The sequence below is a fragment of the Fulvivirga sp. M361 genome (genome assembly GCF_007097395.1).
In the GTDB taxonomy this organism is placed as follows: Bacteria; Bacteroidota; Bacteroidia; order Cytophagales; family Cyclobacteriaceae; genus Fulvivirga.
Window position 1 is genome coordinate 78,285 of record NZ_VKDC01000017.1, and the last position, 13,850, is coordinate 92,134.

The 13,850-nt window shown below is 40.8% G+C and carries 8 protein-coding genes; 4 read left to right on the top strand and 4 right to left on the bottom strand.

Going from position 1 to position 13,850, the window contains the following annotated elements; translation table 11 throughout:
• Window positions 1–11 precede the first annotated feature (11 nt).
• The 4 genes from sprA (at window position 12) to FNH22_RS18260 (ending at window position 8,803) form a co-directional block, all read left to right on the top strand.
• Window positions 12–7,253, top strand: coding sequence for a cell surface protein SprA (gene sprA, locus FNH22_RS18245; RefSeq protein ID WP_255518092.1), 7,242 nt, complete (start codon window positions 12–14; stop codon window positions 7,251–7,253).
• Between the two features lie 50 nt (window positions 7,254–7,303).
• Window positions 7,304–7,684 carry a glycine cleavage system protein GcvH gene (gcvH, locus tag FNH22_RS18250; RefSeq protein ID WP_143399866.1) on the top strand — a complete coding sequence of 127 codons (381 nt, stop codon included), beginning with the start codon at window positions 7,304–7,306 and terminating at the stop codon, window positions 7,682–7,684.
• A 6-nt stretch (window positions 7,685–7,690) separates the two neighbouring features.
• Window positions 7,691–8,059: a VanZ family protein gene (locus FNH22_RS18255; protein ID WP_143399867.1), complete on the top strand. Its 369-nt coding sequence runs from the start codon at window positions 7,691–7,693 to the stop codon at window positions 8,057–8,059.
• 69 nt (window positions 8,060–8,128) lie between these two features.
• Window positions 8,129–8,803 carry an energy transducer TonB gene (locus FNH22_RS18260; protein WP_143399868.1) on the top strand — a complete coding sequence of 225 codons (675 nt, stop codon included), beginning with the start codon at window positions 8,129–8,131 and terminating at the stop codon, window positions 8,801–8,803.
• Between the two features lie 264 nt (window positions 8,804–9,067).
• On the opposite strand, the gene chrA is transcribed toward FNH22_RS18260, so the two are convergent.
• The 4 genes from chrA to fusA all read right to left on the bottom strand — a co-directional run bounded on the left by chrA (window position 9,068) and on the right by fusA (window position 13,842).
• Entirely contained in the window at window positions 9,068–10,255 is a 1,188-nt protein-coding gene (chrA, locus tag FNH22_RS18265; RefSeq protein WP_143399869.1) for a chromate efflux transporter, read from the bottom strand.
• A 12-nt stretch (window positions 10,256–10,267) separates the two neighbouring features.
• Window positions 10,268–11,239: an isopenicillin N synthase family oxygenase gene (locus FNH22_RS18270; RefSeq protein ID WP_143399870.1), complete on the bottom strand. Its 972-nt coding sequence runs from the start codon at window positions 11,237–11,239 to the stop codon at window positions 10,268–10,270.
• Between the two features lie 177 nt (window positions 11,240–11,416).
• On the bottom strand, window positions 11,417–11,722 hold the full coding sequence (rpsJ, locus tag FNH22_RS18275; RefSeq protein ID WP_143399871.1) for a 30S ribosomal protein S10: 306 nt from the start codon (window positions 11,720–11,722) through the stop codon (window positions 11,417–11,419).
• Between the two features lie 11 nt (window positions 11,723–11,733).
• Window positions 11,734–13,842: an elongation factor G gene (gene fusA, locus FNH22_RS18280; RefSeq protein ID WP_143399872.1), complete on the bottom strand. Its 2,109-nt coding sequence runs from the start codon at window positions 13,840–13,842 to the stop codon at window positions 11,734–11,736.
• Window positions 13,843–13,850: the final 8 nt, after the last annotated feature.

Genomic DNA, 13,850 nt, shown 5'->3' on the forward strand with positions numbered 1-13,850 from the left:
TATTTTAAGTTTTGATATTCGATAAATTCAATAGTTCTTTATCGGCCTTTCTTTTTGCTTTCACTTGTTGTCTTGGGTTAGCTTTTTCGGTAAGTCCAAAAGGTATATTGGATGAAGTGAATTCATCTACCTTACTACTGGCTCTTTCCGACACAACGGAACAAGATACCACTGAAAGACCATATGAACCTTCCAGGAGGCCTACCTATAAGCCTGAAGACAGGTTTGGAGATCCCTTTAGTAACATGTCCAGTAATTCTCCATTACAATTACAGGATCCCGCTAGTCTCAAACTGGAAGCAGAGATAGATACTAGTTTAAACTATACTATCTATGAAAAAATAGGAGACCTGAACTATCGCCCCACTTCTTCTATGTCCTTTGAAGAGTTTAAGCAATATCAGGAACGCGAAATGCTAAAAGACTACTGGAAAAACCGCAGCGCCGGGCTGGATGGAGAAAGTGCAGTAAGTGGGAGAAACCTTATCCCACCAATCTATGTCAGTCCCATTTTCGATCGCATCTTTGGCGGTACCTATGTAGAAATTATCCCAAGGGGTTTCGTAACACTGGACTTTGGTGGTAGGTGGCAACGTGTAAACAACCCAAATATCCCTATACGTCAGCAGCGAAACGGCGGGTTTGAATTCGACCAGCAAATTAGTATGAATGTGACTGGTAAGATCGGCGAAAAACTGCAGGTAACGGCCAATTTCGACAATAATAACTCCTTTGATTTTGAAAACAATCTAAAAGTGGAATATACAGGATTTGAAGAAGACATTCTTCAAAAGCTGGAAATAGGAAATGTCAGTCTACCCCTTAATAATAGTTTGATCACCGGAGCACAAAATCTATTCGGGGTAAAGGCGCAATTACAGTTTGGTGACCTGTTTGTCACAGCCGTGGCTTCTACGCAAAGAGGTAAGTCAGAAACGATAGAAATTGAAGGTGGAGGCGCACAGGGACGTGAGTTTGAGATCCTTGCCTCTAATTATGACGAAAACAGGCATTTCTTTCTGGGACATTATTTCCGTGATAATTATGAAAGATGGTTAGAAGGGGTTCCCTTAATAAGTTCAGGAATCATTGTAAGTAATGTAGAAGTTTATGTGGTAAATAGAAATAATGATACCGAAACGTTGCGCGATGTAGTAGGTCTCATGGACCTGGGAGAACCTAATACTGAGAATGTTTTCAGGAATACGCAATTTCTCCCTTCCGGAAGTGACCCTAACCCTGTAAACCGTAACGATGCCAATGAACTTTTTGCAGCTTTACCTGGCCAGAATGAAAACGGACGGAATTCCAATGAGATCAATGGTATTCTTGAAGGCCTGGGGCTGGATGAAGGGTTAGACTTCGAAAAAATTACCAGCGCCAGAAAATTGGATTTTAATGAATATACAATCAATTCCCGTTTGGGATATATTAGCCTCTTTAGAAAACTACAGAATGATGAAGCCCTGGCAGTTTCCTATCAGTATAGTTCAAACGGCCGCCCTTATACCGTAGGGGAACTCTCACGTGATTATACCAACCTGGATGAAAATAAAGTGGTATTCTTAAAGTTACTCAGGCCTCGCAAAATAAGTATTGAGGCTAACACAGATTCTGAACCCGAACCCCAGAGAGTACCTACCTGGGATCTAATGATGAAAAATATCTACTCGCTTAACGCAAGTAACGTCAACCCGGAAGGATTTCAACTTCGTGTCATTTACCGGGACGATAATACAGGAATAGATAATCCGCAACTTCAAGAAGGTCAGATAACCAGTACCACCCCATTAATTGAAGTCTTAGGCTTGGATAAGCTTAATCCTAACAATGACCCGCAACGCGACGGGAATTTCGATTTTGTAGAAGATATTACTATCGACACCGAAACAGGAACAGTGATTTTCCCTTTCCTTGAGCCTTTCGATGCGGCGTTAAGAGAAGCGTTTCGAAATGACCCGAGAGAAGATGATTTAATAGCAAAGTATGCCTATAATGAACTTTACGATAACACTCAAATTGATGCACAATTAGTTTCCAGTAAGAACAAGTTCCTGCTTCAAGGTATTTTTCAATCCGGTTCTTCCAATGAAATTGTTATTCCAGGATTTAACATTGCGGAAGGCTCGGTAAGGGTATTTGCCGGCGGATCGCCATTAGTGGAAGGGACTGACTTCCAGGTGGATTACACCTTCGGCAAAGTAAATATCATTAATGAAGGCGTACTAAATTCCGGTAAGAAAATATCCATCTCTTATGAAAAGGCTGACCTGTTTAACTTTCAATCCAGGTCACTATTCGGTGCACGGTTTGATTACAAAGTGAATGATGATATCAACCTGGGCGCAACCATTTTACAATTAAATGAACGACCACTTATATCCCGGATAAGTATAGGCAACGAACCTACCCGAAACACAAAATATGGCTTTGATATCAACGTCCAGAAAGAATCACGTTTTATCACAAAGATGTTGGATAAGCTACCGATCTTACAAACCAAGGAACCTTCCAGCGTTACTTTCAATGCTGAGTTTGCTCAACTGATCCCTGGAACCACCAATATCATAGATGGAGAGGGTACTTCTTATATCGATGATTTCGAAAACACCGCCACACCCTTTTCCCTGAATAATCCTAATACCTGGAAACTGGCTGCAACTCCAAACGCCGAATTCAGGCCCGAACTCCATGAACGTGGTGATGCCGATCTGGGTCAAAACTATTTCAGAGCTAAATTAGCCTGGTATCAGATTGACAATTTATTTTATCGTAATGACCGAAGAACGCCTTCAGGAATTTCTGAAGAAGACTTGTTAAATCACTACGTACGATCGGTAACGCCACAGGAAATATTTCCCGGGTTAGATCCGAACATCATTAACTTTCAACAAATATTCGATTTAGCCTATTACCCGGAGGAGCGAGGCCCTTATAATTACAATCCTCAAACCTCAACGGATGGAGAGCTATTGACGAATGACCCTAAGCGAAACTGGGGAGGGGTAACACATGCTATACGTTCAGAAGTGGATTTTGACAAAGCCAACGTGGAGTACATTGAGTTTTGGTTAATGGACCCCTTCCTGGGCGGACGTTTAACCAGTTCTAATGGAGTGATTGATGATGGACGTGGAAACAATAAGGGCAACACCACGGGAGGCGACCTGTATTTCAACCTGGGAAGTATTTCTGAAGATGTTATCCCTGATAATCAACATGGTTTTGAAAATGGACTCCCTCCAAATGGCATAGCCAGTAACCCGGAAGCTGTCGCAAGTACACCTTGGGGGTTTGTTACTCAGCAACCTTTTCTTACCAATGCCTTTGACAATTCTACATCATCACGTGCCAATCAGGATGTAGGGCTGGATGGACTAGATAGTGATGCGGAAAGAGACTTTTTTAATAGTGGGTTTCAAGACCCTTCTGCTGACGATTTCACCTATTTTCTTGGAGATGAATTCGATCAATCAGATGCGGGTATACTAGAGCGTTATAAAAATTTCAACGGACTTGAAAATAACTCACCGGTTGTTACCAGTGCTAACTCATTGTTCACCCCTTCAGGTAGTACTCTCCCTGATAATGAGGACTTGAATGATGATAATACACTAAGTAGTCTGGAAGAGTATTATGAATACAAACTCGACTTGGACCCAGGCCAGTTGTCTGATAATAAATATGTTGTTGACCAGGTTACAGAAACACGTACAGGAGAAGATGTCACCTGGTATTTGTTTAGAGTACCCATCCGACAGCCTGATGATGATTTTGGAAACATTTCCGACTTTAAATCGATTCGATATTTAAGAATGTACTTAACAGATTTTGAAGAGCCTGTAGTACTCCGTATGGCTAATTTCCGTTTTATATCCAGCCGGTGGCGACGATCTAATAATCGCTTTGAAGAAGCGAATTTTGCCGACGGAGGTGATCAAGATGGAATCCCTGATGATTTTACAGTATCGGTAGTAAACATCGAGGAAAATGCAGCAGGTACAGCTACTCAATCACCTTATGTTCTTCCTCCAGGGTTCGATCGAGATAGGGATAACACATCGGCAGTGGAAAGAAGATTAAATGAACAATCAATACAAGTTTGTGTGGAAGACATCAACGACGGAGAATCAAGAGCAGTGGTTAAGCCCGTAAGCCTGGACCTTATCAACTACGGACGGATAAAAATGTTTCTACATGCCGACAGTGAAGCAGAAGATGGTGAGATAAGCGCTTTTTTACGATTAGGTACGGATGTAGATTCAAACTATTATGAAATAGAGGTACCGCTTCAGATCACACCATTAGGATCAGAATTACCCACAGAAATATGGCCGGAAGAAAATGAAATAGACCTGGATATTAATGAATTGTATGCATTGAAGTCCGAAAGGGATCGGCTCAATCTATCCAAAAGGCAAGTATTTCCAAGAGACAGTGCCAAAATAGTGGGCAGGCATCGTATCAGAGTAAGAGGTAATCCTGATATGAGTGCTGTCGACTGGCTGACGATAGGTGTGCGTAACCCCAAATCAAGGGATGGCCTTGCACAAACAGCCTGTGTTTGGGCAAATGAACTAAGAGTTACCGATTTTGATGACACCAAAGGGTGGGCGGCAAATGCTACGCTAAATACCAAACTGGCTGATTTTGCTAATGTTACGGCTAATGTACGCCATACTACCTTCGGATTTGGAGGTATCCAGTCAAGGATAGCAGAACGAACGCGGGAAGAAACTACAGCTTATGACATTTCAGCGAATATAACCCTCGACAAACTACTTCCGGAAAAGCTGGGACTAAAAGTACCTATGTTCGTGAGTTATCAAAAAACAACCATCAAACCACAATTCGATCCGGCTAATCCGGATATAACACTCGAGGCTGCATTACTTTCGAGAGGTGAAGATGAAAGAGATGAATATGAAAAAATAGTGACGGACACTGAAACCCGACGGAGTATCAATTTTATAAACGTCAGGAAAGTAAAAGTAAAGGAAGATGCAAAAAAGCACATATACGATTTTGAAAACCTAAGCTTTTCCTATTCCTACAGTGAACTGGTACAAACCAACTTCAACCTGCAACGTTTTTTAAGGGAAAATCAGAACGGTTCCATAGCTTATAACTATAGCCCTACAAATGAACCCGTTGAACCATTCAAGAACGTTAAATTCCTGGATGGCAAATACCTGAAACTGATAAAGGATTTTAATTTTAATCCTATCCCTAGCAATATATCGGTAAGATGGGACCTTAACCGACAGTTAGTACAGCGCCTATACAGAAATACAAATAGCGGGAATCTGGAGAATTTTGAGAAATTCTTCACATTTGACCGTAATTATAACGTGCGCTGGGACCTTACCAAAAGCCTTTCCATTGATTATACAGCACGAGCCGAAGCCATTATTGATGAACCTAACAGTAGTCCCTTTGGAGGGTTAAATCAGGAGAGAACGGACACAGCCATTTTTGTAAGTAAAAAACAGTATCAGGATTCTATCTGGTCTAACTTGAAACGCTTGGGTAGAATGAAAAACTTCAATCAAAGCCTCAGCGCCAACTACCAACTGCCACTGGATAAAATTCCGATAACTGATTGGTTAAGCTCAGACTATCGTTACCAGGCTAGTTATGCATGGACAGCTGGACCTCTTTATTCAGATTCAACTGCCAGGGCGGAACGTGACTTCGGTAACACCATTCAAAACAGCAGGGACAATACCGTAAGTGGCAAAGTAGATCTGGTGAAACTCTACAATAAAGTAGGCTTCCTGAAAAAGATAAATTCACCGCCCAAAAGCAGTCGAAGAAGTAGTTTAAGACAAAATACTCAGTCGGCAGCCGACACTACTCAAACTAAAAAGTCTGAGAGCAAAGCATTAAACGGCTTTCTTAAACTATTGATGTCAGTACGCTCGGTCAATGCCACTTATACATTGAGAGAAGGTACATCCATTACCGGCTTTACCCCCAGGCCATATTTGTTTGGCTTGGACAGTGGTTTTAATGAGCCTGGGATAGGCTTTATTCTTGGAGATCAGGACCCCTCCATCCGGACTCGGTTAGCCGAACAAGGATTAATTACCCGAAATCCCGGTCTCACGACTCCATTTACACAAACAGAAACAGAAGATATTAATATACGTGCTGATGTTGAACCGTTTAAGGATTTTAAAATTCAGTTAACTTCAAAAAAAACCAAGACATCGACATTTGAGGAAATATTTAAATTTGATACTCTAGGTGGTTTCAACGACTTTAGATCATTAAGTCCCGTGCGTTCCGGATCTTACAATATTTCATTTTTCACCTTAAAAACAGCCTTCAAAGCTGATGACGGTGACAATAATTCCCCTGTATTCCAGGATTTCGAAGAAAACAGGTTGGAAATTCTGGCTCGATTCAGAGAGGTAAATACCAAATATGATACCAATTCCCAGGATGTCTTGATCCCGGCATTTATTGCCGCATATACGGGTACAGATCCTAATGATGTCAACCTTAGTCCATTTCCAAAATTTCCCATTCCCAACTGGCGCATTGACTACGCAGGGTTGGGTAAGATCCCTGCACTTCAAGAGCAGTTCCAATCCATTAGTATTACTCATGCCTATCAATCCAGTTACTCGGTCACCAATTACAATAGTAACTTAGAATATACGGACAACCTGGACCTGAGTAATGGGTTGGATGATTATAATAACACTGTTTTTTCAAACCTTGAAAACGACAGCGAAGAGATAATTCCCATTTATAACATTAGCCAGGTAATTATTAGCGAGCAATTTTCACCACTATTTGGCGTCAGCATCAGAACGAAAAAAAGATTAACAGCGAAACTGGAATACAAAACCAAGCGAGATATAGCCCTTAGCATTAATAATGCTCAGGTTACGGAAGTAAAAAGCAATGATGTAGTAGCTGAACTGGGTTTCACAAAAGCAAATTTCAAACTACCATTTAAATCACGCGGACGTGTTGTAACCCTAAAAAATGACCTCACCTTCCGTATGAATTTCACGATAAGAAATACAAAAACCATTCAACGTAGAATTGATGAAATCAATGTGATCACCAATGGCGCTTTAAATATACAGTTACGGCCTAATGTAAGTTACGTGCTTAATGAAAAATTAAACCTTCAATTTTATTTTGAACGTAATATTAACGAACCTAAAACATCACAGGCGTTTAGAAGGGCCACTACTCGTTTGGGGGTGCAAGTGAGGTTTAGTTTGGCCCAATAATATTTCTGCATTCCGAAAAAGAATGTATTTTTGATTTCAAAAAACAGACCATGAATATACCAGAAACACTGAAGTTTACAAAAGATCATGAATGGGTTAAAATAGAAGGAAATACAGCTACTGTAGGGATCACAGAATTCGCCCAGGGTGAACTGGGAGATATCGTTTATGTAGAAATAGAAACTGAAGGTGAAGAGGTAGAGCAAGGCGATGTTTTTGGTACTGTGGAAGCTGTAAAAACCGTTTCCGATCTGCTTATGCCTATCACTGGTACCGTTAGTGAATTTAATACAGAACTCGAATCATCTCCGGAAATAGTGAATGAAGATCCTTATGAAAAGGGATGGATGATCAAGGTAACCATCAGTGATGGTGCTAATATGGATGAATTGCTTACACCGGAACAATACAAAGAACTGATAGGTAGCTAACCTTCTGTGAACAGATACTTAATAGGTGCCGTCGCCTGGGCACTTTTGATTTTAATACTCACCCTTACTCCCGGTAAAGCCGTTCCGGATATTGGCTTATTTGATTACGATAAGCTTGGACATGCAGGAATATTTATGGTTCAGTCCTATTTAATCATCATGGGATTGTATAAGGTTAATCCATTAAAAGGTAATAGGCTCAAGTATGCACTATCAGGATTAGTAATTGTTGTTTTATATGGATTTGCTATTGAGTATGCTCAGAGCTTCATACCTGACCGGGGCATGGAGTTATATGATGCGATTGCCAATATAATTGGATCTTTTTTTGGAGTAACATTGTTTTATTTGCATAATAAGCTTTTTGAACAATGAAAATTTTGTTTGAACTTTCGTATATTTGATAATACGACATTTTATAAATCGTAACAAGCTAACAGATAAATGGAATCAAAAAAAACTGAGAAAGCCGATCTAGGCAAGCGAGGAGGTCTTTTTTTTAATATTGGACTCTTTTCTGCGATGCTTATCATTGTGTTCGCCTTCGAATACAAGAATTATGATGACGGTTCATTAGTGGACCTTGGACAGATCACGGATGACTTCGAAGATCTTCTGGAAATACCACCTACTGAGCAACCACCGCCACCACCACCAAAAATTCAGCAGCCTGAAATTATCGAGGTACCTGATGAGGAAGAAATAGAAGAGGAAATTGAGGTAGATCTTGATGTTGAAATTACTGAAGAAGAAGTAATTGAAGATATTATTGTAGAAGAAGCGCCAGAAGAAGAAGTAGCGGATGAAATATTCCAAATCGTGGAAGATCCGGCAATGCCTCCTGGTGGATACCAGGCTTTCTACGATTATGTGGGCAAAAAAATGAAATACCCTTCACAAGCTAGGCGTATGGGAATCGAAGGAAAGGTTTACGTTCAATTTGTTGTAGACCGTGACGGATCATTAACAGATGTAACTGCTGTAAAAGGTATTGGTGCAGGATGTGATGAAGAAGCTGTAAGAGTAATTAAAGGTGCGCCAAAGTGGAGTCCTCCAAAGCAAAGAGGTAAGCCGGTAAAACAGAGAATTATATTACCTATCACTTTTAAGTTAGGTTAAAAAATAAAATCCCGGACAAGCCGGGATTTATTTTTACATCATTAACTAAATCATTAGTTAATGATGATTCTTATTTATTATCAGCTCTTCCACAGAGCAGCAATACTTACGGTGAACGCAACCGCAACGGTTTGACCTATCGACTTTTTATCCGACCAGGCTAGGCTCCACTATTAGTACTGCCATAATTTTATTAATTATCCACGATGTGACGCCACGTTCCTCACCAAGAGAAGAACATTTTAATTTGATTAAGCCCCTCAGTCACCATAAAAACCCTGCAAGTAAACCGGACAAGATAATGAAGGGAGCAGGAATTTTTGTGAAGGTCAGTATACCAAATGTAACTAGAACGATCAGCAAATTTTGAATCGAGTTATCCAGGGGCATGAACATGATCAGTGCCGCCGCTATCACCATACCTGTACTGGCAGCATTGATGCCTTCCAAAGAAGCTTTTATTATCCGGTATTTTTTCAACTGCTCCCAGAAGCGTATGACAAAAAAGATCAGAAAAGTACCTGGCAGAAATATACCAAAAGCAGCAGCAAAAGCACCGATAATCTCCCCTCCTGTACCAAAACTACGCATTGAAAGCGATCCTATATATGCACAAAATGAAAACACCGGACCTGGCAGAGATTGCATCAAGGCATATCCGGAAAGGAACTCTTCCGAGCTGAGGTAATATTTAAATTCAACAAACTCAGTATATAGAAAAGGTATGAGCACCTGCCCACCACCAAATATCAGCGACCCGCTTCGATAAAAGTTTTCAAACAGCCTGAACGGAAGTAAACCCGGTTCATTACGCGTTAATGCCCCAAGTAAAGCAGCTGCCAGAATAACTGATATCCATAATATGAAGTTTGACCACTGCACCCTGATTCTGTCTTTTTCTTCCACTGGCTGTGCTTTATATTTAAGGCCGGTAATACCTCCACTAATAATAAGCAGTATAGGAAAAGCGTACGGTGACCTTAGCAAAAACGAACCTACGGCAGCCATAACCATGATAGCTGCTGCCGTCTTTGTTTTAATTACTTTTTGACCTATCCGTAAAGCTGCATAACCTACAAAACCCACTGCCATAGGTTGAATGTACTTGGTAAACTCTATTGAAATCTCCCGTTCCTGCAGGTTACTGATCACTATTGCTGCTACTGTCATCGCCGTAACAGCAGGCAACATCCAAATTAGCAACGTGAGATATGCAAGGTTAGGGCCTCCTATTTTAAACCCTACCGCCGTAATTGTTTGTGTAGATGTAGGGCCTGGAAGTATTTGACAAAGCGCCGTTAGCTCAATAAGGTCTTCTTCCGACAGATATCCCCTCTTCTGGACCAATAGATCTACGAACATCGCAAAGTGCGCCTGAGGCCCTCCAAAAGCGGAAATAGAAAGAATAAAAATGTCTCTAAGAAAAATGTAATATCGTACTCTTTTGAACACGCCTTATTTACATTATTTTTTCAGGCCAATCTCAGCTAATCTTTGATCCAAAAATTCACCCGCCGTAATGTCATCGAATTGCTTATTATTTTGGTCATCAATGCAGTTAGGCAGACACGACAAATCCATTTCCGATCTTGGGTGCATAAAAAAAGGCACCGAAAACCTGGAGGTCCTCATAAGTTCCTTTGGAGGATTGATCACTCGGTGAATGGTGGATTTCAACTTCTTGTTCGTTAGTCGTTCAAGCATATCCCCTACGTTAATAACCAATTGATCTGGTAAGGCGGTTATGGATATCCATTCACCGTCTCTGCGAAGCACCTGCAATCCATCTGCACTGGCTCCCATCAATAAGGTAATGAGATTGATATCCCCATGCTCAGCTGCTCTTACGGCATCATCTGGAATCTCTTCTGGATTCTCAATTGGGAAATAATGTATTGGCCGAAGTATGCTATTCCCGTTCTTTACTTTATCATCAAAATAATTTTCGTCCAGTTCAAGATATAGTGCTATGGCCTTTAACATTTCCATACCAGTACGTTCCAACCTTCGGTAAACATCAAGTCCAATCTCTTTTAACTCCGGCACTTCGTCCACCCATACATTATCAGGATATTGATACTTAATACTGTCACCATCTGTTACTTCCTGGCCTATATGAAAGAATTCTTTCAGGTCACCCGTAGACCGCCCCTTGGCATGCTCTTTCCCCTTACCGATGTACCCTCGTTGGCCCGCAAGTTCAGGGATTTCATAACGTTGTTTGATCTCTTCCGGTAAGGCAAAGAATTCTTCAATACTAGTATATAAATTGCGACTTAACTCATTAGTGAGATAATGGTTTTTCACAGCCACAAAGCCTATGTTATTATAAGCTTCTCCCAATTCCTTCACAAACCTGGTCCGTTGCTCTTCACTACCTTTGGTGAAATCATTCAAATCTAGTGAAGGTATCTCTTCATAAAGTCGTTGGTCCATAATATTTTCAATGTTTTCGGCTTAATTGGAGGCCAACCATTTTCCGGTGACATTTCTCCCAGATCATTAGTTCTGTATAACTTAAACCTGATGAAATTAAGCGTTTTGTTTTGAATATACCACAAAAAAAAAGCCTTTAGAAAACTAAAGGCTTATGATTTTTATCAGGGTTGTTCTTTATACTTTAATCTCTACGTCCACACCACTCGGTAACTCCAACTTCATTAAAGCATCAACTGTTTTAGTGCTATTCGAATAAATATCAACAAGTCTCTTGTAAGTACACAGTTGAAATTGTTCTCTCGATTTTTTATTAACGTGAGGAGATCTAAGTACTGTAAATTTCTCCTTAACTGTAGGCAATGGAATAGGTCCACTAACTACTGCTCCGGTAGTCTTAACAGCCCGTACAATTTTTTCAGAAGATTTATCAACCAAGTTATGGTCGTAAGATTTTAATTTTATTCTTATTTTCTGGTTCATGATCTTAGATTTTAAGCTGGTTGACCTTTTACTTTTGTGATCACAGCCTCGGCTATATTCTGAGGAACAGGATCATAGTGTGAGAATGTCAATGATGCTGTTGCTCTACCTGAGGTAATGGTCCTCAAATCTGTTACGTAACCGAATAATTCAGAAAGAGGAACATCTGCTTTAATTACTTGTGCTACACCCCTGGTATCCATTCCTTTCATGATACCTCTTCTCCTATTCAGGTCACCGGTTACAGAACCTGTATATTCATCAGGAGTAACCACTTCTACTGCCATAATAGGTTCTAAAAGAACAGGCTTCGCTTTTTTACCTGCCTCTCTGAAACCCATTCGAGCAGCTAATTCAAAAGAAAGCGCATCGGAATCAACATCATGAAAAGAGCCATGAAATAGCCTCACCTTCATATGATCGATAGGATATCCTGCCAAAGGGCCGTTGAACATGGCATCCTTAAATCCTTTTTCAATAGCTGGAATAAACTCTCGTGGTATAACACCACCAACAATATTATTTACAAATTGAAGTCCTGCACTCTCGTGATCTTCATCTTTAGGGCCTATTTCGAAGACAATGTCAGCAAATTTACCTCTACCACCCGTTTGCTTCTTATAGACCTCTTTATGCTCTACTGTCTCCCTCAGCGCTTCTTTATAAGCTACCTGTGGCGCTCCCTGATTAATTTCAACCTTAAACTCTCGTTTCAAACGGTCGATGATGATATCCAGGTGAAGTTCCCCCATACCTCTCAGGATTGTCTGACCGGTATCCTGATCCGTTTCCACCTGCAACGTAGGGTCTTCTTCTATGAGCTTGCCTATTGCAATACCTAACTTGTCAACGTCAGCTTGTGTTTTAGGCTCAATAGCATAACCAATAACCGGGTCAGGGAACACCATAGATTCAAGAACCACCTTAGCCTTTTCATCACAGAGCGTATCTCCTGTTTTGATATCTTTAAACCCTACCACAGCACCAATATCTCCGCAATGCAATCGATCAATTTGATTTTGCTTATTGGCATGCATTTGAAATATTCGGGAAATTCTCTCCTTTTTGCCTGTTCTCGAGTTAAAAACATATGACCCTGAGTTCAACATACCAGAATAAGAACGAACAAAGCATAACCGACCCACAAATGGATCCGTGGCAATTTTAAATGCCAATGCCGCAAAAGGTTCATCCGGATTTGGCGCACGACTTACCTCCTCATCGGTATCAGGATTCGTTCCTTTTACACTCTCTCTGTCCAAAGGAGATGGAAGTAATTCCATTACATAGTCCAACATCGTTTGAACTCCCTTATTCTTGAAAGCAGAACCGCACATCATAGGAACAAAAGCCAAATCAATAGTGGCTTTTCTCAATGCTGCGATGATCTCATCTTTTGTAATGGACTCAGGGTCTTCAAAGAATTTTTCAAGAAGCTCGTCATCATATTCAGCTACGGCTTCCACCAGATTAGCTCTGTATTCATTCACCTCATCGACCATATCCGCAGGAATTTCGATTTCCTCGTAGGTCATGCCTTTATCTTCTTCGTTCCAAACAATGGCCTTATTCTCAACAAGGTCTACCACCCCTTTGAAATTATCTTCTGCACCTATAGGCAATTGAAGAGGCACTGCCTTGGTACCTAACATTTCTTTCACCTGTTTACACACGTTTAGAAAGTCAGCGCCAGCACGATCCATCTTATTTACGAATCCTATTCTTGCCACCTTATAATTGTCGGCAAGTCTCCAGTTTGTTTCTGATTGTGGCTCAACCCCATCCACAGCACTGAATAAAAACACCAGACCGTCCAAGACTCTTAATGACCTGTTCACCTCAACAGTGAAGTCCACGTGTCCGGGAGTGTCTATAATGTTAATGTGATATTCATTGCCTTTATAAGGCCAGAACACAGTAGTGGCAGCAGAAGTAATCGTAATACCCCTCTCCTGCTCTTGTTCCATCCAGTCCATGGTAGCGGCACCATCATGTACCTCACCAATTTTATGACTCACTCCGGTGTAATACAGAACGCGTTCTGTAGTAGTGGTTTTTCCGGCATCGATATGCGCTGCAATACCGATATTACGTGTATATGTTAAATCTCTTGTTGCCATTGTAAAAC